The 19,816-nt window shown below is 63.7% G+C and carries 19 protein-coding genes, 1 pseudogene and 1 riboswitch; of the genes and pseudogenes, 19 read left to right on the top strand and 1 reads right to left on the bottom strand.

What is annotated here, in order from left to right; genetic code table 11:
- Position 1: 1 nt before the first annotated feature.
- Positions 2–203: riboswitch (cobalamin riboswitch) on the bottom strand.
- Positions 204–232: 29 nt separating this feature from the next.
- Positions 233–1,432, bottom strand: coding sequence for a winged helix-turn-helix domain-containing protein (locus tag AC3A4H_RS08590; RefSeq protein ID WP_487766316.1), 1,200 nt, complete (start codon positions 1,430–1,432; stop codon positions 233–235).
- Positions 1,433–1,775: 343 nt separating this feature from the next.
- On the opposite strand from AC3A4H_RS08590, the gene AC3A4H_RS08585 reads away from it, so the two are divergent.
- The 19 genes and pseudogenes from AC3A4H_RS08585 to AC3A4H_RS08495 all read left to right on the top strand — a co-directional run bounded on the left by AC3A4H_RS08585 (position 1,776) and on the right by AC3A4H_RS08495 (position 19,791).
- Positions 1,776–2,141 (top strand): NADH-quinone oxidoreductase subunit A, encoded by a 366-nt coding sequence (locus AC3A4H_RS08585; protein WP_348777277.1) that lies wholly within the window; start codon positions 1,776–1,778, stop codon positions 2,139–2,141.
- The gene (locus AC3A4H_RS08580) at positions 2,132–2,713 is read left to right on the top strand and encodes a NuoB/complex I 20 kDa subunit family protein (protein WP_348777276.1); all 582 of its coding nucleotides are present in this window, start codon (positions 2,132–2,134) and stop codon (positions 2,711–2,713) included. Before AC3A4H_RS08585 ends, AC3A4H_RS08580 begins: the two co-directional genes overlap by 10 nt.
- A 6-nt stretch (positions 2,714–2,719) precedes the next feature.
- Positions 2,720–3,325: an NADH-quinone oxidoreductase subunit C gene (locus tag AC3A4H_RS08575; RefSeq protein ID WP_487766315.1), complete on the top strand. Its 606-nt coding sequence runs from the start codon at positions 2,720–2,722 to the stop codon at positions 3,323–3,325.
- A 9-nt stretch (positions 3,326–3,334) separates the two neighbouring features.
- Positions 3,335–4,525: an NADH-quinone oxidoreductase subunit D gene (locus AC3A4H_RS08570; RefSeq protein WP_487766314.1), complete on the top strand. Its 1,191-nt coding sequence runs from the start codon at positions 3,335–3,337 to the stop codon at positions 4,523–4,525.
- A 1-nt stretch (position 4,526) separates the two neighbouring features.
- A pseudogene (gene nuoE / locus AC3A4H_RS08565) lies at positions 4,527–5,162 on the top strand (NADH-quinone oxidoreductase subunit NuoE); the annotation flags it as partial.
- A 28-nt stretch (positions 5,163–5,190) separates the two neighbouring features.
- Positions 5,191–6,495: an NADH-quinone oxidoreductase subunit NuoF gene (nuoF, locus tag AC3A4H_RS08560; protein WP_348777273.1), complete on the top strand. Its 1,305-nt coding sequence runs from the start codon at positions 5,191–5,193 to the stop codon at positions 6,493–6,495.
- A 167-nt stretch (positions 6,496–6,662) separates the two neighbouring features.
- A complete protein-coding gene (gene nuoG / locus AC3A4H_RS08555) occupies positions 6,663–8,744 on the top strand; it encodes an NADH-quinone oxidoreductase subunit NuoG (protein ID WP_487766313.1) in 2,082 nt (693 codons plus the stop codon).
- Between the two features lie 7 nt (positions 8,745–8,751).
- Complete coding sequence (gene nuoH / locus AC3A4H_RS08550) at positions 8,752–9,795, top strand: NADH-quinone oxidoreductase subunit NuoH (protein WP_348777271.1); 1,044 nt, start codon at positions 8,752–8,754, stop codon at positions 9,793–9,795.
- Positions 9,796–9,806: 11 nt separating this feature from the next.
- Complete coding sequence (locus AC3A4H_RS08545) at positions 9,807–9,977, top strand: hypothetical protein (RefSeq protein ID WP_487766312.1); 171 nt, start codon at positions 9,807–9,809, stop codon at positions 9,975–9,977.
- Positions 9,978–9,979: 2 nt separating this feature from the next.
- Positions 9,980–10,471 (top strand): NADH-quinone oxidoreductase subunit NuoI, encoded by a 492-nt coding sequence (nuoI, locus tag AC3A4H_RS08540; RefSeq protein WP_348777270.1) that lies wholly within the window; start codon positions 9,980–9,982, stop codon positions 10,469–10,471.
- 133 nt (positions 10,472–10,604) lie between these two features.
- On the top strand, positions 10,605–11,219 hold the full coding sequence (locus AC3A4H_RS08535) for an NADH-quinone oxidoreductase subunit J (protein ID WP_348777269.1): 615 nt from the start codon (positions 10,605–10,607) through the stop codon (positions 11,217–11,219).
- Between the two features lie 2 nt (positions 11,220–11,221).
- A complete protein-coding gene (gene nuoK / locus AC3A4H_RS08530; RefSeq protein WP_348777268.1) occupies positions 11,222–11,530 on the top strand; it encodes an NADH-quinone oxidoreductase subunit NuoK in 309 nt (102 codons plus the stop codon).
- Positions 11,531–11,542: 12 nt separating this feature from the next.
- Positions 11,543–13,537 (top strand): NADH-quinone oxidoreductase subunit L, encoded by a 1,995-nt coding sequence (gene nuoL, locus AC3A4H_RS08525; RefSeq protein WP_487766311.1) that lies wholly within the window; start codon positions 11,543–11,545, stop codon positions 13,535–13,537.
- Between the two features lie 3 nt (positions 13,538–13,540).
- Positions 13,541–15,046 (top strand): NADH-quinone oxidoreductase subunit M, encoded by a 1,506-nt coding sequence (locus AC3A4H_RS08520; RefSeq protein ID WP_487766310.1) that lies wholly within the window; start codon positions 13,541–13,543, stop codon positions 15,044–15,046.
- A gap of 13 nt (positions 15,047–15,059) precedes the next feature.
- A complete protein-coding gene (gene nuoN / locus AC3A4H_RS08515; RefSeq protein ID WP_487766309.1) occupies positions 15,060–16,496 on the top strand; it encodes an NADH-quinone oxidoreductase subunit NuoN in 1,437 nt (478 codons plus the stop codon).
- A gap of 4 nt (positions 16,497–16,500) precedes the next feature.
- Positions 16,501–17,325 carry a biotin--[acetyl-CoA-carboxylase] ligase gene (locus AC3A4H_RS08510; protein ID WP_487766308.1) on the top strand — a complete coding sequence of 275 codons (825 nt, stop codon included), beginning with the start codon at positions 16,501–16,503 and terminating at the stop codon, positions 17,323–17,325.
- 96 nt (positions 17,326–17,421) lie between these two features.
- Positions 17,422–19,092: a ribonuclease J gene (locus AC3A4H_RS08505; protein WP_487766307.1), complete on the top strand. Its 1,671-nt coding sequence runs from the start codon at positions 17,422–17,424 to the stop codon at positions 19,090–19,092.
- A 20-nt stretch (positions 19,093–19,112) separates the two neighbouring features.
- A complete protein-coding gene (gene mce, locus AC3A4H_RS08500) occupies positions 19,113–19,517 on the top strand; it encodes a methylmalonyl-CoA epimerase (protein WP_348777262.1) in 405 nt (134 codons plus the stop codon).
- 4 nt (positions 19,518–19,521) lie between these two features.
- Positions 19,522–19,791: a DUF1467 family protein gene (locus AC3A4H_RS08495; RefSeq protein ID WP_487766306.1), complete on the top strand. Its 270-nt coding sequence runs from the start codon at positions 19,522–19,524 to the stop codon at positions 19,789–19,791.
- Positions 19,792–19,816: the final 25 nt, after the last annotated feature.

The following is a 19,816-nucleotide window of genomic DNA, read 5'->3' as shown; positions in this document are numbered from 1 at the left end:
TCGGATTAATGGTATGACGGCAGGTCTCCTGGCTCGCGCATCGTCGCCTCACGCCGCCTTCCCGGAAAACTCCAGTGGCTGTCGGCCTTCGGCTCTTCGCTTACAGTTGCGGGTACAGCTGCGGAATTGGGATTTGTCCCCGCACCGCATTCCCTCTTGGCCCCTCCCTTTGCGGAGAGGGGACCGTCGCGGGCGAATTTAGGCGGGGGCGGCTTGGCCTGTCAACGCGCGGTTACGACGTGAGGATGTCCGTCAGCGCCGGTGCCAGGTCGCCGGCAGGCACGACGTCGATGCGCTCCAGTTCCAGCCATTGCGCCATCAGGCGAAGCTCGTCGGCCAGGGCTTCGGCGGTGTGGGCTGGTGCGCCGGGTTCTGCATAGGCGGCCTGCACGCGCAGCACACCGGCGGGCCGGTCGGCCTTGAGGTCGATGCGCGCCGCAATGGTGTCGCCGAGCAGGAAGGGCAGGACGTAATAGCCGTATTGCCGCTTGGCGGCTGGCGTGTAGATTTCGATGCGATAGCGGAAGCCGAATAGCCGTTCGGCGCGGGAGCGTTCCCACACGACCGGGTCGAAGGGGGCCAGCAGCGCGCGGGCCTCCACCTTGCGCGGCATGCGTGCGCCCGTGTGCAGATAGGCCTGCTGGCTCCAGCTCTCCACGCGCACCGGCAGAAGCTCCCCCGATTCGACCAGCTCTTCCACGCGGCCCTTCACGTCGGCGGACGAGAGACGAAAATAGTCGCGCAGGTCACCCACCGTCGCGATGCCCAGCGCGCGGGCAGAGATGCGCAGCAGTTCGCGGTGCGCGTCGGCGGCGGTCGGCGCCGGCGCGGAAAAGACCGATGACGGCAGCACGCGCTCGGGCAGGTCGTAGAGGCGCTCGAAGCCGCGGCGCGAGGCGGTGGTGATGCGGCCGGCCCAGAACAGCCATTCGAAGGCGTGCTTTTCGTCGCTCCAACCCCACCAGCCGCCGGAACCCTTGGCGCCGTCAATGTCGGAGGCGGCGACGGGGCCTCGGGCGACGACCTCGCTATAGATGTCATCGATTAGACGCGTGTTCTGCTGCGCCCAGTTGGCCAAGCCGGTGTACATCTCTTCGTGGCGTTCCGCGCGCTGCATGCGCCAACGCAGCAGCGGATAGGTTTCCACGGGCAGGAAAGAGGCTTCGTGCGCCCAATACTCGAACAGCGAGCGCTTCTTCGAGTTGGCCGCCTTGTCGAGCAGGTCGCGCGGGTAGGGGCCTAGCCGCGAGAACAGCGGCATGTAGTGCGCGCGCACCACCACGCTCACGGAATCGATCTGCAGCAGGCCGATGCGCGAAAGCACCTTGTTGAGGTGCCTGCGGTCGATGGGGCCGGCGGGGCGGGCATCGGCGAAACCTTGCGCGGCCAGCGCTATGCGCCGCGCCAGCTTGAGCGAGATCCTTTCCTTCATGTTCGTTCGCTCCGCGGGGTCCTGTTGCGACTTCCGGTTTCGTCCGGGAATCGGATTGGCGCCTCACGCTAGCAATGTTGCAACCCGAATTGTGTCAGGAGGAAAAGTGGAGTAAAAGAGTATAGATATCAAATTCGGGTTCTGAGCCGCCAATCGCGCAAAAGCGATGGACGCAGCCGCCCTTTGGCCAAGGTTTGACTTGCTTCGCCGAAGCGCCTGCGCTAACCCTCGCCGCGTTGCAGCATGGGTTTTCGGCGCCATCTGACCTGCGCATGTGTCGCGGTCCTGAGGCTCGATTCAGTGCTATAATTTGGTCGGTTGGCCGCCAACGGAAAGTCGGAGCATGAGTGGGCTATTAAGTTCATATCTTCCCATTGTCATTTTCATCGGTGTTGCCCTGGTGATCGGTCTCGCGCTGATCGCCGCGCCGTTCATTATTGCCTACCGCAATCCGGACCCGGAGAAGCTGTCGGCATATGAGTGCGGCTTCAACTCCTTCGATGACGCACGGATGAAGTTCGACATCCGCTACTATCTGGTGGCGATCCTGTTCATCATCTTCGACCTTGAGGTGGCGTTCCTGTTCCCGTGGGCGGTGTCGTTCGGCGAGATCGGCATGCTGGGCTTCTGGTCGATGATGGTCTTCCTGGCGGTGCTCACGATCGGCTTTATCTACGAATGGAAGAAGGGAGCGCTGGAATGGGATTGAATCAGGCATCCCCCACGCTTGTCGCGGCCAAGCCCAAGGGCATTATCGATCCGAATACGGGCAAGCTGATCGGCGCTGACGATCCGTTCGTGGCCGACATCAACAACGAGCTTTCCGACAAGGGCTTTCTGGTCACCTCTTCCGAGGCGCTGATCACCTGGGCGCGTACCGGCTCGCTGATGTGGATGACGTTCGGCCTTGCCTGCTGCGCTGTCGAGATGATGCACATTTCGATGCCGCGCTACGACGCCGAGCGCTTCGGCATCGCGCCGCGCGCTTCCCCGCGCCAGTCGGACGTGATGATCGTGGCCGGCACGCTGACCAACAAGATGGCGCCTGCGCTGCGCAAGGTCTATGACCAGATGCCGGAGCCGCGATACGTCATTTCCATGGGCTCCTGCGCCAATGGCGGCGGCTACTACCATTATTCTTATTCGGTGGTGCGCGGCTGTGACCGCGTGGTGCCGGTGGATATCTATGTGCCCGGCTGCCCGCCCACGGCGGAAGCGCTGCTTTACGGCATTCTTCTCCTGCAGAAGAAGATCCGCCGCACCGGCACGATCGAACGGTGATTTTCCATGAGTGAAGCCCTCAAGGACCTTGCGGTCTATCTGGCCGAGAAGCTCGGTGCCCGGATCGGTGAGACGGTTCTGGCCTATGGCGAGCTGACCATCTCTGTCGCGCCGGACGACATCGTCGCCGTTGCCGGCTTTCTGCGTGACGACGTGCAGTGCCAGTTCGTCTCGATGATCGACATTTGCGGTGTCGACCACCTGGCGCGCGAAAAGCGCTTCGACGTGGTCTATCACCTGCTGTCGCCGCGCCAGAACCTGCGCATCCGCCTGAAGGTGCAGACCGACGACGAGACCCCGGTGCCGTCGCTGACCGGCATCTATCCCGGCGCCGACTGGTTCGAGCGCGAAGCCTACGACATGTATGGCATTCTGTTCTCGGGTCACCCTGATCTGCGCCGCCTGCTGACCGACTATGGCTTCGAAGGCTATCCGCTTCGCAAGGATTTCCCTCTGACCGGCTTCGTGGAGGTTCGCTACGACGATGCGGCCAAGCGCGTCGTTTACGAGCCTGTCGAACTCAGGCAGGAATTCCGCAATTTCGATTTTCTCTCGCCGTGGGAAGGGACCGACTACGTCCTGCCGGGCGACGAGAAGGCCAAGGGAAATTGAGGCGCCAGAATGGCTGAAACCTCCGTCCGCAATTTCAACATCAACTTCGGCCCGCAGCATCCGGCCGCGCACGGCGTGCTGCGCCTGGTGCTCGAGCTCGACGGTGAAGTGGTCGAGCGCGTCGATCCGCATATCGGCCTGCTGCACCGCGGCACCGAGAAGCTGATGGAGCACAAGACCTATCTGCAGGCTCTGCCCTATCTCGACCGCCTCGACTACGTGGCGCCGATGAACCAGGAGCACGCCTTCGCGCTCGCGGTCGAGCGTCTGCTCGGCATCGCGGTGCCGAAGCGCGGCCAGCTGATCCGCGTGCTCTATTCCGAGATCGGCCGCATCCTCAATCACCTGCTCAACGTCACCACGCAGGCGATGGACGTCGGCGCGCTCACCCCGCCGCTGTGGGGCTTCGAGGAGCGCGAGAAGCTGATGGTCTTCTACGAGCGTGCTTCCGGCGCGCGCATGCACTCGGCCTATTTCCGGCCCGGCGGCGTCCACCAGGACCTGCCCGAGAAGCTGGTCGAGGACATCGGCAAGTGGTGCGATCCGTTCATGAAGACGGTCGACGCGCTCGATGAACTGCTGACCGAGAACCGCATCTTCAAGCAGCGCAACGCCGACATCGGCGTGGTGTCGCTGGAAGACGCATGGGCCTGGGGCTTCTCCGGCGTGATGGTGCGCGGCTCGGGCGCAGCCTGGGACCTGCGCAAGAGCCAGCCCTACGAGTGCTATTCCGAAATGGAATTCGACATTCCGGTCGGCAAGCACGGCGACTGCTACGACCGCTATCTCATCCGCATGGAAGAGATGCGCCAGTCGGTTCGCATCATGCGCCAGTGCGTCGAGCGCCTGCTGAGCACAGAGAAGGTCGGGCCGGTCTCCAACACCGATGGCAAGGTCGTGCCGCCGAAGCGCGGCGAGATGAAGCGCTCGATGGAAGCGCTGATCCATCATTTCAAGCTCTATACCGAGGGCTACCACGTGCCGGCCGGCGAGGTTTATGCCGCCGTCGAGGCGCCCAAGGGCGAGTTCGGCGTCTATCTCGTCTCCGATGGCACCAACAAGCCTTATCGCTGCAAGCTCAGGGCCCCTGGCTTCGCACACCTGCAGGCGATGGACTTCCTGTGTCGCGGCCACATGCTGGCCGACGTCACCGCCGTCCTCGGCTCCCTCGACATCGTCTTTGGTGAGGTTGACCGCTAATATGTCCGTTCGTCGTCTCGCAGATGCCAGCGTCCAGCCCGCGTCCTTCGCCTTCAACAGCGAAATGGCCGCGCAGGCCAAGACCTGGATCCAGAAGTACCCGAAAGGCCGCGAGCAGTCGGCCGTCATTCCGCTGCTGATGCTGGCGCAGGAGCAGGAAGGCTGGGTGACCCGCGCCGCGATCGAATACGTGGCCGAAATGCTCGACATGCCGCTGATCCGCGTGCTCGAGGTCGCCACCTTCTACACGCAGTTCCAGCTCAAGCCGGTCGGCACCCGAGCGCACATCCAGGTGTGCGGCACCACGCCGTGCATGCTGCGCGGCTCGGAAGCGCTGATGGATGTGTGCCGCTCCAAGATCCATCATGACCAGCTCCACCTCAACGAGGCCGGCACGCTGTCCTGGGAGGAGGTGGAATGCCAGGGCGCATGCGTGAACGCGCCCATGGTCATGATCTTCAAGGATGCCTATGAGGACCTGACGCCCGAACGGCTGGCCGAGATCATCGACCTGTTCGAGGCGGGCAAGGGCGACACCGTTCAGCCCGGTCCGCAGAATGGGCGCTTCTATTCGGCTCCGGCTTCGGGCCAGACCACCCTTCAGGACGAGAAAGCCGTCCTGAAGTCGACGCGCGACGGCAAGAAGCCGGTCTGAGGGACGAGAAATGCTTCAGGACAAGGACCGTATCTTCACCAACATCTATGGCCGCTTCGACAAGTCGTTGAAGGGGGCCATGGCGCGCGGCTGCTGGGATGGCACGGCGGGCATCATAGAAAAGGGCCGCGACTGGATCATCAACGAGATGAAGGCGTCGGGCCTGCGCGGCCGCGGCGGCGCCGGCTTCCCGACCGGCCTCAAGTGGTCGTTCATGCCCAAGCAGAGCGACGACCGTCCCTCCTATCTCGTTGTCAATGCCGACGAATCCGAGCCGGGCACCTGCAAGGACCGCGACATCCTGCGCCATGACCCGCACACGCTGGTCGAGGGCTGCCTGATCGCCGGCTTCGCCATGAATGCCGTCGCGGCCTACATCTATGTGCGCGGCGAGTTCATGCGCGAGCGCGAGGCGCTACAGCGCGCTATCGACGAGGCCTATGCCGCCAAGCTGATCGGCAAGGGCAACAAGAACGGCTACGACTTCGACATCTATGTTCACCACGGCGCCGGCGCCTATATCTGCGGCGAGGAAACCGCGCTGCTGGAGAGCCTGGAAGGCAAGAAGGGCCAGCCGCGCCTGAAGCCGCCGTTCCCGGCCAATGTCGGCCTCTACGGCTGCCCGACCACGGTCAATAACGTCGAGTCGATCGCAGTTGCGCCGACCATCCTGCGTCGCGGCGCTGCATGGTTCTCGTCGTTCGGCCGCCCGAACAACGCCGGCACCAAGCTGTTCTGCATCTCCGGCCACGTCAACAATCCGTGCACGGTCGAAGAGGCCATGTCGATCCCGTTCCGCGAGCTGATCGAGAAGCACTGCGGCGGCATTCGCGGCGGCTGGGACAATTTGCTGGCGGTCATTCCGGGCGGCTCTTCGGTGCCGCTGGTGCCGGCCGAGCAGATCATGGACTGCCCGATGGATTTCGACGCGTTGCGCGACCTGAAGTCGGGTCTCGGCACGGCCGCCGTCATCGTCATGGACAAGTCCACCGACATCGTGAAGGCGATTGCGCGGCTCTCCTACTTCTACAAACATGAAAGCTGCGGCCAGTGCACGCCGTGCCGTGAGGGCACCGGCTGGATGTGGCGCGTGATGGAGCGTTTGGTGCGCGGCGAAGCGCAGAAGCGCGAGATCGACATGCTGCTGGACGTCACCAAGCAGGTGGAAGGCCACACGATTTGCGCCCTTGGCGACGCTGCGGCGTGGCCGATCCAGGGCCTGATCCGGCATTTCCGTCCGGAGATCGAGCGGCGCATCGATGAGTTCACCCGCAATGCCCATCGCGCCGAGCCGGCGCTGGTGGCAGCGGAGTAAGGACGAAGGAAAACGCCGCGCAGGGAGCCGTGCCTGCACTGTCCGTCAACGGCGCCGGCGCGGCATCTGCGGCGACGGTTGAGAAGAAACATTGAATTGGGTCGGTCGGGGTTCGGCAAGAACACCCGGCCAAGGAATTGCGGATACACCGCAGGGGTTTGAAGCGTATGGCTAAACTCAAGGTCGACGGCATCGAGATCGAGGTTCCCGATCACTACACGCTCTTGCAGGCGGCTGAAGAGGCCGGCGCGGAAGTGCCGCGCTTCTGCTTCCACGAGCGTCTGTCGATCGCCGGCAACTGCCGCATGTGCCTGGTCGAGGTGAAGGGCGGACCGCCCAAGCCGGCGGCTTCCTGCGCCATGGGCGTGCGCGACCTGCGCCCCGGCCCCAACGGCGAGCTTCCCGAGGTGTTCACCAACACGCCGATGGTCAAGAAGGCCCGCGAAGGCGTGATGGAATTCCTGCTGATCAACCATCCGCTCGACTGCCCGATCTGCGATCAGGGCGGCGAGTGCGACCTGCAGGACCAGGCCATGGCCTATGGCGTGGACTCCTCGCGCTATAAGGAAAACAAGCGCGCGGTCGAGGACAAGTATATCGGCCCGCTGGTCAAGACGATCATGACGCGCTGCATCCACTGCACGCGTTGTGTCCGCTTCACCACCGAAGTGGCCGGCATTTCCGAGCTTGGCCTGATCGGCCGCGGCGAGGATGCCGAAATCACCACCTATCTCGAGCAGGCGATGACCTCCGAGTTGCAGGGCAACGTGATCGACCTGTGCCCGGTCGGCGCGCTGACCTCGCGTCCTTACGCCTTCCAGGCGCGTCCGTGGGAGCTGACCAAGACCGAATCCATCGACGTGATGGACGCCGTCGGCTCGGCCATCCGCGTCGACAGCCGCGGTCGCGAGGTGATGCGCATCATGCCGCGCATCAACGACCAGGTGAACGAGGAATGGATCTCCGACAAGACCCGCTTCATCTGGGACGGCCTGCGCACGCAGCGCCTCGACCGGCCATATGTGCGCCGCAACGGGCGCCTGAGCCAGGCGACCTGGGCGGAAGCATTCGCCGCCATCAAGGACGCCGTTGCCAAGACCTCCGCCGATCGCATCGGCGCGATCGCCGGCGATCTCGCCGCGGTCGAGGAAATGTATGCGCTGAAGCAGCTCATGGCTTCGCTTGGCTCGGCCAATATCGACTGCCGCCAGGATGGCGCCGCGCTCGATCCGGTGCTCGGACGCGCCAGCTACATCTTCAACCCGACCATCGAGGGCATCGAGCACGCGGATGCGGTGCTGATCATCGGCTCCAACCCGCGCTTTGAGGCATCGGTGCTCAACACGCGCATCCGCAAGCGCTGGCGCATGGGCGACTTGCCGGTCGGCGTGGTCGGTGACATGGGCGACCTGCGCTATGAATACGAGATGCTCGGCGCTGGTCCCGAGACGCTCAAGGAACTGGCCGACGGCAAGGGCAACTTCTTCTCCGTGCTGAAGAAGGCGCAGCGCCCGCTGATCATCGTGGGGCAGGGGGCTCTGGCGCGCGAAGACGGCGTTGCCGTTCTCGGCCTTGCTGCCAAGCTGGCGACCGCCGTTGGCGCCGTCAGCGACGAGTGGAACGGTTTTGCCGTGCTGCACACGGCTGCCGCGCGCGTCGGCGGCCTCGACATCGGCTTCGTGCCGGGCGAGGGCGGCCTGAGCGTGGGCGAGATGCTCGGCGGGACCGATGTCCTGTTCCTGCTCGGCGCTGACGAGTTCGACATGAACACGGCCGGCTCGGCCTTCGTGGTCTATATCGGCACCCATGGCGATGCCGGTGCGCACCGCGCCGACGTCATCCTGCCGGCTTCGGCCTACACTGAGAAGTCGGGCACCTATGTGAACACCGAAGGCCGCGTCCAGCAGACCAACCGCGCCGGATTCGCGCCGGGCGAGGCGAAGGAAGACTGGGCGATCCTGCGGGCGCTTTCCGAGGTGCTTGGCCATCGCCTGCCGTTCGACTCGCTGGCGCAGCTTCGCGCCAGGCTCTACGCGGAATACCCGCATCTGGCCGAAGTCGACGAGATTGCTGCCGGCAACCCGGCCGACATCGCCAATGTCGCCAGGCTCGGCGGCGCGGTGAGCAAGGAGGCCTTCGTCTCCCCTGTCGCGGACTTCTATCTGACCAACCCGATCGCGCGTGCCTCGGCCGTCATGGCGGAATGCTCGGCCCTCGCGAAGGACGGCTTCAAGCAGGCAGCCGAGTAGGACGATCATGGACACTTTCTTCTCATTCTACGTTCTGCCGGGACTGATCATCCTCTTGAAGTCGGTGGCGATGCTCGTCATCCTGCTGGTCTTCGTGGCCTACATTCTCTACGCCGACCGCAAGATCTGGGCGGCAGTGCAGATCCGTCGCGGCCCGAACGTGGTCGGCCCGTGGGGCCTGCTGCAGTCCTTCGCCGACTTGCTGAAGTTCGTCGTGAAGGAGCCGATCATCCCGTCGGGCGCCAACAAGGGCGTGTTCCTGCTTGCCCCGCTGGTCTCGGCCGTGCTGGCGATGGCGGCCTGGGCGGTCATTCCGGTCAATGAGGGCTGGGCGGTCGCCAACATCAATGTCGGCATCCTCTATGTCTTCGCCATCTCCTCGCTCGAGGTCTATGGCGTGATCATGGGCGGCTGGGCATCCAACTCGAAATATCCGTTCCTTGGCGCGCTTCGTTCGGCCGCGCAGATGGTGTCTTATGAAGTCTCCATCGGCTTCGTCATCGTCACCGTTCTGCTGTGCGTCGGCTCGCTCAACCTCAGCGACATCGTTCTGTCGCAGCGCGACGGCATCGGCACCATGCTCGGCATGCCGAACTCGTTCCTCGACTGGCACTGGCTGGCCCTGTTCCCGATGTTCGTCATCTTCTTCATCTCGGCGCTGGCCGAGACGAACCGCCCGCCCTTCGACCTGGTGGAAGCCGAGTCGGAGCTGGTGGCCGGCCACATGATCGAATATTCCTCGACGCCGTTCCTGCTCTTCTTCCTTGGCGAATATGTCGCGATCGTGCTGATGTGCGCGCTCACCACCGTCCTGTTCCTGGGCGGGTGGCTGCCGCCGTTCGACTTCGCGCCGTTCACCTGGGTGCCGGGCGTTGTCTGGTTCGTGCTCAAGGTGTGCTTCGTCTTCTTCATGTTCGCCATGGTGAAGGCGTTCGTGCCGCGCTATCGCTACGACCAGCTCATGCGCCTGGGCTGGAAGGTTTTCCTGCCGATCTCGCTGTTCATGGTGGTGGCCACCGCCGCCTTCCTGAAGCTGACGGGGCTGGCATGACGGCCACGGGCATGACCGGCAACCTGGAGGGGTTGGCTGCGCGGTTCGCGCAGCCGCAGTCTCCCGCCGCGCCTGCCGGGCACGCCGCGACCGCTCGAGTTTTCAACATTGCCGGCCTGCGCCACTGCGCGCTTTCGCCGGTCGTCGGCTACGCCGTAGCCAGTTACGTATTTGGAGATTGACGATGTCAGCTCTAGCCCAAGCCGCCAAGTCGCTGCTCCTGAAGGAGTTCGTGCAGGCGTTCTTCCTGTCGATGCGGATGTTCTTCTCGCCCAAGCCGACACTGAACTACCCGCACGAGAAGGGCCCGGTCAGCCCTCGCTTCCGCGGCGAACATGCGCTGCGCCGTTATCCCAACGGCGAAGAGCGCTGCATCGCCTGCAAGCTGTGTGAGGCGATCTGCCCGGCGCAGGCCATCACCATCGAGGCCGGCCCGCGCCGCAACGATGGCACCCGCCGCACGGTGCGCTACGACATCGACATGGTGAAGTGCATCTATTGCGGCTTCTGCCAGGAGGCCTGCCCGGTCGACGCCATCGTCGAAGGGCCGAACTTCGAATTCGCGACCGAGACGCGCGAGGAGCTTTACTACGACAAGGAAAAGCTGCTCGCCAACGGCGACCGCTGGGAGCGCGAGCTCGCCCGCAACATCGCGTTGGATGCGCCGTACCGGTGAGACGAGAATCATGGACGAGCCGAAGCTGCTCGTCTAAGGAACACGCGGCCTTGCCCGCCGAAAGCGGCGCAAAGGCCAGGAATAGGGTCGGGTGCATGGCGCCGCGGCCCGTGAAGGAAAACTGGGGGAACCCATGCTGAGTGGATTAGAGGCGGCCTTTTTCTACCTCTTTGCCTTTGTTGCGATTGCGTCGGCCTTCATGGTCATTTCGGCGCGCAACCCTGTGCATTCGGTTCTCTTCCTGATCCTCACCTTCTTCAACGCGGCAGGCCTGTTCCTCCTGACGGGCGCCGAGTTCCTGGCGATGATCCTGCTGGTCGTTTATGTCGGCGCCGTGGCGGTCCTGTTCCTGTTCGTGGTGATGATGCTGGACGTCGACTTCGCCGAGCTGAAGTCGGGCGCGCTGCAATATGCGCCGATCGGCGCGCTGGTGGGCCTGGTGCTGCTGGCCGAGCTGATCGTGGTCACGAGCGGCTATGTGTTCTCGCCGAAGCTGGCGGAGACCGTGTCCGCGCCGATGCCTGATCTGGCCACGCGCCACAACACGGCCGCGCTCGGCGACATCCTGTACACGGATTACATCTTCTACTTCCAGGTGGCCGGGCTGATCCTGCTGGTCGCCATGATCGGTGCGATCGTGCTGACGCTGCGCCACAAGCAGGGCATCAAGCGGCAGAACATCGCGGCGCAGGTCGCCCGCACGGGCACGATCGAAATCAAGAAAGTCGAAACTGGCAAGGGAATCTGACGATGGAAGTCGGCATCGCACATTATCTGACCGTTTCGGCGATCCTGTTCACGCTTGGCGTGTTCGGCATCTTTCTGAACAGGAAAAACGTGATCGTCATGCTCATGTCGATCGAACTCATCCTGCTCGCGGTGAACCTCAACTTCGTAGCCTTCTCGGCGACGCTGCACGACATGGTCGGACAGGTGTTCGCGCTGTTCGTGCTCACGGTCGCCGCTGCCGAGGCAGCTATCGGCCTTGCCATTCTCGTCGTCTTCTTCCGCAACCGCGGCTCCATCGCGGTCGAAGACGTGAACATGATGAAGGGTTGACGGAACAAAACTATGTATCAGGCAATCGTCTTCCTTCCGCTTCTTGGCTTCCTGATCGTCGGCCTGTTCGGCACGTCGCTGGGCGCCAAGGCGTCTGAATACATCACCTCGGGCTTCCTGGTGATCGCGGCAGTGCTGTCGTGGGTCGCGTTCTTCTCCGTCGGGTTCGGAACGACCGAGGCCTTCAGCGTCCCGCTGCTGCGCTTCATCGATTCCGGCACGCTGCAGTCCGACTGGTCGTTGCGCATCGACACGCTGACGGTGGTCATGCTCGTCGTCGTCAACACGGTGTCGGCGCTCGTGCACATCTACTCGATCGGCTACATGCACCACGACCCGCATCGGCCGCGCTTCTTCGCCTACCTTTCGCTGTTCACCTTCGCCATGCTGATGCTGGTGACGTCGAACAACCTGGTGCAGATGTTCTTCGGCTGGGAAGGCGTGGGCCTGGCGTCCTACCTGCTGATCGGTTTCTGGTACAAGCGCCCGTCTGCCAACGCCGCCGCCATCAAGGCCTTCGTCGTCAACCGCGTCGGCGACTTTGGCTTCCTCCTCGGCATCGCCGGCGTGTTCCTTCTGTTCGGGTCGGTCAACTTCGACACGATCTTCGCCACAGCCGCCACCTACGTGCCGGTTGAAGGCGCGGCCGAGAACACCGCCGTCGTGTTCAACTTCCTGGGCTATGAGCTGGACCGCGCCGGGGCGCTGACCGCCATCTGCCTGCTGCTCTTCATGGGCGCGATGGGCAAGTCGGCGCAGGTTCCGCTGCACACCTGGCTGCCGGACGCCATGGAAGGCCCCACCCCGGTTTCCGCACTGATCCATGCGGCGACCATGGTCACCGCCGGCGTGTTCATGCTGGCCCGCCTGTCGCCGATCTTCGAACTGTCGCACACGGCGCTCATCGTCGTGACCATCATCGGTGCGATCACCGCCTTCTTCGCGGCGACCGTCGGCCTGGTGCAGAACGACATCAAGCGCGTGATTGCATATTCGACCTGCTCGCAGCTCGGCTACATGTTCGTGGCGCTGGGCATGGGCTTCTATTCCGCTGCCATCTTCCACCTGTTCACGCACGCCTTCTTCAAGGCGCTGCTGTTCCTGGGCTCGGGCTCGGTCATCCATGCCGTTTCCGACGAGCAGGACATGCGCAAGATGGGCGGCTTGAGGAAGCTGATCCCGACCACCTACTGGATGATGATCATCGGCACGATCGCGCTTACCGGCGTCGGTATCCCGGCAACGATCATCGGCACCGCAGGCTTCTTCTCCAAGGATGCGATCGTCGAAGGCGCTTTCGCCGGCATCGGCCACAACCCGGCCGCCGGATTTGCCTTCATCGCCCTGGTCGTGGCGGCTGTATTCACCAGCTTCTACTCCTGGCGCCTGATCTTCATGACCTTCCACGGTCAGCCGCGCGCAACCGCCGACGTCATGCACCACGTGCATGAATCGCCGCCGGTAATGCTGGTCCCGCTGTTCCTGCTCGCCGTTGGCGCGCTGTTTGCCGGCGTGGTGTTCCACGATCAGTTCATCGGCGAGGGCTACGACGCGTTCTGGAAGGCCGCGCTCTACGTGCTGCCGGAGAACCACATCCTGCACGAGATTCACGACGTGCCGATGTGGGTGAAGATGTCGCCCTTCGTGGCCATGATCATCGGCTTCGCGTTCGCCTGGCAGTTCTACATCCGCTCGCCGGAGACGCCGAAATACCTCGCGGCCCAGCATCGCGGCCTCTATGCCTTCCTGCTGAACAAGTGGTACTTCGACGAACTGTACGATTTCCTGTTCGTGAGGACCGCCAAGCGGCTTGGCACCTTCTTCTGGAAGAAGGGGGATGGCGCGATCATCGACGGGCTCGGCCCGGACGGGGTTTCCGCCCGCGTGATCGATGTCACCAACCGCGTCGTCAAGCTTCAGACCGGATATCTCTACCACTATGCATTCGTCATGCTGATCGGCGTCGCCGCCCTCGTCACCTGGATGATGCTCGGGAGCTCGTTTTAGACCATGACCGATTGGCCTATTCTTTCTACGGTCACATTCCTGCCGCTCGTCGGCGCGTTCCTGATCCTTCTGATCCGGGACGACAGCGAGGCTGCGCGACGCAACATTCGTAACGTCGCGCTGCTGACGACCGTCTTCACTTTCATCCTGTCCATTTTCATCTGGACCGGCTTCGACAACACCAATCCTGGCTTCCAGATGGTGGAGAAGGTCGCCTGGCTCGACAGCGGCATCTCCTACCACATGGGCGTCGATGGCATCTCGATGCTGTTCGTCATCCTGACGACCTTTCTGATGCCGATCAGCATCCTGGCCAGCTGGGACTCGATCCAGACGCGCGTTAAGGCGTACATGATCGCGTTCCTGATCCTGGAAACGCTGATGATCGGCGTGTTCTGCGCGCTCGACCTGGTGCTGTTCTACGTCTTCTTCGAAGGCGGCCTGATCCCGATGTTCATCATCATCGGCGTGTGGGGCGGCAAGCGGCGCGTCTATGCCAGTTTCAAGTTCTTCCTCTACACGCTGTTCGGCTCCGTGCTGATGCTGCTGGCCATCATGGCGATGTTCTGGCAGGCGGGCACCACCGACATCCCGACGCTGCTGACGCACAGCTTCCCGGGCAACATGCAGACCTGGCTGTGGCTGGCCTTCTTCGCCTCGTTTGCGGTGAAGATGCCGATGTGGCCGGTGCACACCTGGCTGCCGGACGCGCACGTGGAAGCTCCCACCGCCGGCTCGGTCATCCTGGCAGCCATCCTCCTGAAGATGGGCGGCTACGGCTTCCTGCGCTTCTCGCTGCCGATGTTCCCGGAGGCTTCGCTCTACTTCCAGCCGCTGGTCTTCACGCTGTCGGTCATCGCCATCATCTACACCTCGCTGGTGGCGCTGATGCAGGAGGACATGAAGAAGCTGATCGCCTATTCGTCGGTCGCGCACATGGGCTACGTCACCATGGGCATCTTCGCCATGAACACGCAGGGCATCCAGGGCTCGCTGTTCCAGATGCTGTCGCACGGCCTGGTTTCGGGCGCGCTGTTCCTGTGCGTCGGCGTCATCTACGACCGCATGCACACCCGCGAGATCGCGGCTTATGGCGGCCTGGTCAACAACATGCCGAAATATGCGGTGGTGTTCCTGATCTTCACTATGGCCAATGTCGGCCTGCCGGGCACCAGCGGCTTCATCGGCGAGTTCCTGACGATTCTCGGCGTATTCAAGGTCAACACCTGGGTCGCGCTGTTCGCCGCAACAGGCGTCATCCTTTCGGCCGCCTATGCGCTGTGGCTCTACCGCAAGGTGATCTTCGGCGCGCTGACCAAGGACAGCCTGAAGGGCCTGCTCGACCTCTCCGCCCGTGAGAAGGCGATCATCTATCCGCTGGTCGTGCTGACCATCTTCTTCGGCGTCTACCCGGCTCCGGTCTTCGACGTGACCGCTGCCTCGGTGCAGTCGCTGATCAACAACATCACCGTATCGCTCGAAGCCGCGCAGACCGCGGCTGCGAACTGACAGGGACGGGCAAATGACGCCGGAACTTTACTCGAGTCTTTCTCTGGCCCTGCCGGAGCTGATCATCGCGGTTGGCGCGCTTGCGCTGCTGATGGTCGGCGTGTTCTCGGGCGAGCGCGCCAATTCCACCGTCACCGGTCTTGCCGTGGCGGTGCTGATCGGCGCCGGCGCCTGGATGGTGTTCTTCGGAGAGCAGGGCAAGGCGTTCAATGGCGCCTTCGTCAGCGATCCGTTCGCGGAGCTGATGAAGATCCTCATGCTCATCGGCTCGGTGGTGACGCTGATCGTGTCTGTCGGCTTCGCCAAGGCGGAGAAGTTCGACAAGTTCGAGTATCCCGTGCTGATCCTGCTGGCGACCGTCGGCATGATGCTGATGATCTCGGCCAACAACATGATCACGCTCTATATGGGCCTGGAGCTGCAGTCGCTTGCGCTCTATGTGGTCGCCGCCATCAACCGCGACAGCGTGCGTTCGACGGAAGCGGGCCTGAAGTATTTCGTGCTCGGCGCGCTCTCCTCGGGCATGCTGCTTTATGGCATCAGCCTCGTCTACGGCTACACCGGCCACACCGGCTTCGAGCAGATCGCCGCTGCGCTCTCTGGCGCCGAGCGTCAACTCGGCCTCGTCTTTGGCCTGGTGTTCGTGCTTACCGGCGTTGCGTTCAAGATCTCGGCCGTGCCGTTCCACATGTGGACGCCCGATGTGTATGAAGGCGCGCCCACGCCCGTGACCACCTTCTTCGCCTCCGCGCCGAAGATGGCAGCGATGGCGCTGATGGTTCGCGTGACCATGACCGCCTTCGAGCCGATCGCGGCGGACTGGCAGCAGATCGTCGTCTTCATTTCCATCGCTTCGATGCTGCTCGGCTCGTTTGCGGCTATCGGCCAGCGCAACTTCAAGCGCCTGATGGCCTATTCGTCGATCGGGCATGTCGGCTTCGCGCTGGTGGGACTGGCCGCGAATTCCGAGGCTGGCGTGCGGGGCGTCATCATCTACATGCTGATCTACCTGGCCATGACGCTCGGCACCTTCGCCTTCATCCTCGCCATGCGCCGCAAGGACGGCAATGTCGAGCAGATCGGCGACCTGGCCGGCCTTGCCACCACCAACCCGATGATGGCCACCATCCTCACGATCCTGATGTTCTCGCTGGCGGGCATTCCGCCGCTCGCGGGCTTCTGGGCCAAGTGGTACGTGTTCCTGGCCGCCATCAACGCCAATCTCTACGCGCTTGCGGTGATCGGCGTTCTGGCCTCGGTGGTGGGCGCATACTATTACCTGCGCATCATCAAGATCATGTGGTTTGACGAGCCGGTCGGCGGCTTCCTGCCGATGGCTGGCGAATTGCGCCTTGTCCTCGGCCTGTCCGGCGTCTTCATCCTGTTCTACGTGCTGATCGCCGGTCCGATCGGCCGCGTGGCCGAAGCCGCTGCCAAGACGTTCTTCTGACGGCATGGGCTTTCTGCTCGCTCCGACAGCGGCCGCCGAGGGCTTTCGGCTCGAGGCGCATGACAGCGTCGGATCGACAAATGCTATAGCGCTCGAAAGGGCGCGGGAAGGCGACCCGGGCAGGCTCTGGGTCGTTTCCAAGCGGCAGGAAAGCGGCCGCGGCCGTCGCGGCCGCGCCTGGGCGACGCCGGAGGGCAACCTCGCGGCGACGCTGCTTCTGATCACCGACCGCGACCTGAAGACCGCCGCCACTCTCGGCTTCGTGGCCGGGCTGGCGCTGGGCGATGCGCTGGATGCGGTCGTGCCGGGCCGTATCATGGCTGCCACGGGCGACGCCGGTGGCGCGCACGGCAACCGCTTCGAGCTGAAGTGGCCGAACGACGTGCTGGCAGATGGCGCCAAGATGGCGGGCATTCTGCTAGAATCTTGCATGCTTGCGGCCGACCGTTTCGCGCTTGCGATCGGCATAGGCGTCAACGTGGTTGCATATCCTGAGGACGTTCCATATCCCGTGACCTCGCTCCGGGCGCTGGGTTCTTCCTGCGATGCCGAGACGCTGTTTCTTGCGCTCTCCGACGCATGGAGCGTAAACATGCGGCTCTGGAACCAAGGGCGTGGGTTGGAAAACATCCGTCGCCGCTGGCTGTCACGCGCTGCGGGCCTCGGCGGGCAGGTTGCGGTGCGTGTCGAAGGCGAGGTCATTCGCGGCGTGTTCGAGACCATCGACGAGGACTGTCGCTTCGTCATTCGCGATGACAGCGGCGCGACCCACAAGATCGCAGCCGGCGACGTGCATTTCGGGGCCGTGGCTTCGGCGGGCGCTATCTAGGCTAACTGGTAAAGCGCCGAGCGGGCCCATGACCTGCGCAGGTGTCCGATGCGGCAAATCGGGACGCCCGGCGAGAAGAATTGAAAAGGAAAAGACATGGCGAAATCGAGGGAAGCTGAGCTCGTGTTCGTGCCGCTGGGCGGCGTGGGCGAGATCGGCATGAATTTCGCGCTCTATGGCTACGGTCCGATAGACAACCGCGAATGGGTGATCATCGACGTGGGCGTGACATTCCCCGACCCGACCCTGCCCGGCGTCGACCTTGTGCTGCCCGACACGCGCTTCATCGAAAACGAGCTGCACAATCTGCGTGGCATCGTCATCACCCATGCGCATGAAGACCACTATGGCGCGCTGCTCGACCTGTGGCCGCGCCTGAAGGCGCCGGTGTGGATGACGCCGTTCTCCGCCGGTCTGCTCGAAGCCAAGCGCCAGGCCGAGGCCGGTGCCGCGAAGGTGCCGGTGAACGTCTACCGCGCGGGCGAAGCCTTTACCGTTGGGCCGTTTTCCATCGAGGCGGTGGCGGTCACGCACTCCATTCCGGAGCCGATGTCGCTTGCCATCACCACGCCACTGGGCACCGTCGTCCACACCGGCGACTGGAAAATCGACCCCGCGCCGGAAATCGGCCCGATGACGGACGAGGCGCGTTTCCGCGCGCTCGGCGAACGCGGCGTGCTGGCGCTGGTCTGCGATTCCACAAACGCCATGCGCGACGGCGACTCGCCGTCGGAGCAGGCGGTGGGCGAGGGGCTGCGGGGCGTCATCGAGAAGGCGCCGGGCCGCGTTGCCGTCACAACCTTCTCCTCCAATGTCGGGCGCATCCGCTCCATTGCCGAGGCCGCGCGCGACACCGGCCGTCAGGTGCTGGTGCTTGGCCGCTCTCTCAAGCGCGTCATCGATGTAGCCACCGAACTCGGCTACATGGACGGCCTGCCGGAATTCGTCAGCGAGGAGGACTACGGCTACATCCCGCGCGAGAACCTTGTCATCATCTGCACCGGCAGCCAGGGCGAGGCGCGCGCCGCACTTGCCAAGCTGGCGCGCGACGAGATGAAGAGCGTGGGCCTGTCGCCGGGCGACATCGTCGTCTTTTCATCGCGCACCATTCCGGGCAACGAAAAGGCCATTCTCGAGATCAAGAACCAGCTCATCGACCAGGGCATCAAGATCATCGAGGACGGCGACGCGCTGGTACACGTCTCGGGCCATCCACGCCGCAGCGAGCTGCGCCGAATGTATGAGTGGGTGCGGCCGCGTATTGCGGTGCCGGTGCATGGCGAGGCCGCGCATCTGGTTGCCCATGGTTCGCTAGCCGCGGAGGCCGGCGTTCCCGAGGTTGCGCAGATCCGCAATGGCGACATGCTGCGGCTGGCGCCGGGCGCCGCCGAGATCGTCGACCAGGTGCCGTTCGGTCGCATCTACAGGGATGGCAAGCTGATCGGCGACGAAGAGGCCGTGGGCATACGCGAGCGGCGCAAGCTCTCCTTTGCCGGCCATGTGGCGGTCAACGTGGTGCTGGACGACCGCTACGAGATTGCCGGCGATCCGGATATCGTGGCGATCGGCGTTGCCCAGGTGGATGCACGCGGCGACGACATGGAAGAGTTGATGCTCGATGCGGCAATCGGCGCCGTCGACAGCATACCCCGTGCGCGTCGAAAAGATCTGGACCTTGTCCAGGAAGCCGTGCGACGCGCCGTGCGTGGCGCCGCCAACGAAGCATGGGGCAAGAAGCCGCTCGTGACCGTTTTCGTTACGCGCTGAGCAAGGGATCGGTGAGGACAATGCTGGGTCGCCTCAATCACGTCGCCATCGCCGTGCCGGACCTCGCGGCCGCGAGCGCCGTCTACCGCGACATGCTGGGCGCGAAGCTGACCGAGCCGCAGGCATTGCCCGAGCATGGCGTGACCGTCGTGTTCATCGACACCGGCAATACCAAGATCGAGCTGCTCGAGCCGCTGGGCGAGGGCTCCCCGATCGCTGCATTCCTGGAGAAGAACCCGGCCGGCGGCATGCACCATCTCTGTTACGAGGTGGAAGACATCATCGCCGCCCGCGACCGCTTGAAGGCGGCCGGCGCGCGCGTGCTGGGCGACGGAAACCCCAGGATCGGCGCACACGGCAAGCCGGTGCTGTTTTTGCATCCCAAGGATTTTTTGGGTACCTTGGTCGAACTGGAACAGGTGTAGTCCCATGAGCTGGATTTCGGCAGCCGCAGTCTTCTTCATCATCTGGTGGACGGTGCTGTTCGCAGCGCTCCCGGTCGGCCTGAGGACGCAGGACGATGACGGGGCGGTCACGCTCGGCACAGAGGCAAGTGCGCCGCGCGGACCCCATATGCTGCGTGCCGTGATCCGGACGACGATCATTTCGGTCATCATCTGCGGTCTTTTCTACTACTTGACCAAGGTGCTCGGGTTCGGCTTCGACGACTTCCCGAATTTTCTCCCGCCACTGGACTGACCGGGCAACTTGCCGCTGGGCAGGG

It is taken from the genome of Pseudaminobacter sp. Soil_N_29 (genome assembly GCF_057656055.1).
The sequence above is the reverse complement of the archived record's forward strand: the minus strand, read 5'-3'. Positions and strand labels throughout refer to the sequence as shown.

What these genes read in the sequence shown, in the direction of transcription:
- nuoI (WP_348777270.1), top strand. Translation starts at nt 9,980, where the DNA reads ATGTCAGCTCTAGCCCAAGCCGCCAAGTCGCTGCTCCTGAAGGAGTTC.
- nuoF (WP_348777273.1), top strand. Translation starts at nt 5,191, where the DNA reads ATGCTTCAGGACAAGGACCGTATCTTCACCAACATCTATGGCCGCTTC.
- mce (WP_348777262.1), top strand. Translation starts at nt 19,113, where the DNA reads ATGCTGGGTCGCCTCAATCACGTCGCCATCGCCGTGCCGGACCTCGCG.
- AC3A4H_RS08575 (WP_487766315.1), top strand. Translation starts at nt 2,720, where the DNA reads ATGAGTGAAGCCCTCAAGGACCTTGCGGTCTATCTGGCCGAGAAGCTC.
- AC3A4H_RS08545 (WP_487766312.1), top strand. Translation starts at nt 9,807, where the DNA reads ATGACCGGCAACCTGGAGGGGTTGGCTGCGCGGTTCGCGCAGCCGCAG.
- nuoK (WP_348777268.1), top strand. Translation starts at nt 11,222, where the DNA reads ATGGAAGTCGGCATCGCACATTATCTGACCGTTTCGGCGATCCTGTTC.
- AC3A4H_RS08585 (WP_348777277.1), top strand. Translation starts at nt 1,776, where the DNA reads ATGAGTGGGCTATTAAGTTCATATCTTCCCATTGTCATTTTCATCGGT.
- nuoH (WP_348777271.1), top strand. Translation starts at nt 8,752, where the DNA reads ATGGACACTTTCTTCTCATTCTACGTTCTGCCGGGACTGATCATCCTC.
- AC3A4H_RS08520 (WP_487766310.1), top strand. Translation starts at nt 13,541, where the DNA reads ATGACCGATTGGCCTATTCTTTCTACGGTCACATTCCTGCCGCTCGTC.
- AC3A4H_RS08580 (WP_348777276.1), top strand. Translation starts at nt 2,132, where the DNA reads ATGGGATTGAATCAGGCATCCCCCACGCTTGTCGCGGCCAAGCCCAAG.
- AC3A4H_RS08570 (WP_487766314.1), top strand. Translation starts at nt 3,335, where the DNA reads ATGGCTGAAACCTCCGTCCGCAATTTCAACATCAACTTCGGCCCGCAG.
- AC3A4H_RS08495 (WP_487766306.1), top strand. Translation starts at nt 19,522, where the DNA reads ATGAGCTGGATTTCGGCAGCCGCAGTCTTCTTCATCATCTGGTGGACG.
- nuoG (WP_487766313.1), top strand. Translation starts at nt 6,663, where the DNA reads ATGGCTAAACTCAAGGTCGACGGCATCGAGATCGAGGTTCCCGATCAC.
- AC3A4H_RS08590 (WP_487766316.1), bottom strand. Translation starts at nt 1,432, where the DNA reads ATGAAGGAAAGGATCTCGCTCAAGCTGGCGCGGCGCATAGCGCTGGCC.
- nuoN (WP_487766309.1), top strand. Translation starts at nt 15,060, where the DNA reads ATGACGCCGGAACTTTACTCGAGTCTTTCTCTGGCCCTGCCGGAGCTG.
- AC3A4H_RS08505 (WP_487766307.1), top strand. Translation starts at nt 17,422, where the DNA reads ATGGCGAAATCGAGGGAAGCTGAGCTCGTGTTCGTGCCGCTGGGCGGC.
- nuoL (WP_487766311.1), top strand. Translation starts at nt 11,543, where the DNA reads ATGTATCAGGCAATCGTCTTCCTTCCGCTTCTTGGCTTCCTGATCGTC.
- AC3A4H_RS08510 (WP_487766308.1), top strand. Translation starts at nt 16,501, where the DNA reads ATGGGCTTTCTGCTCGCTCCGACAGCGGCCGCCGAGGGCTTTCGGCTC.
- AC3A4H_RS08535 (WP_348777269.1), top strand. Translation starts at nt 10,605, where the DNA reads ATGCTGAGTGGATTAGAGGCGGCCTTTTTCTACCTCTTTGCCTTTGTT.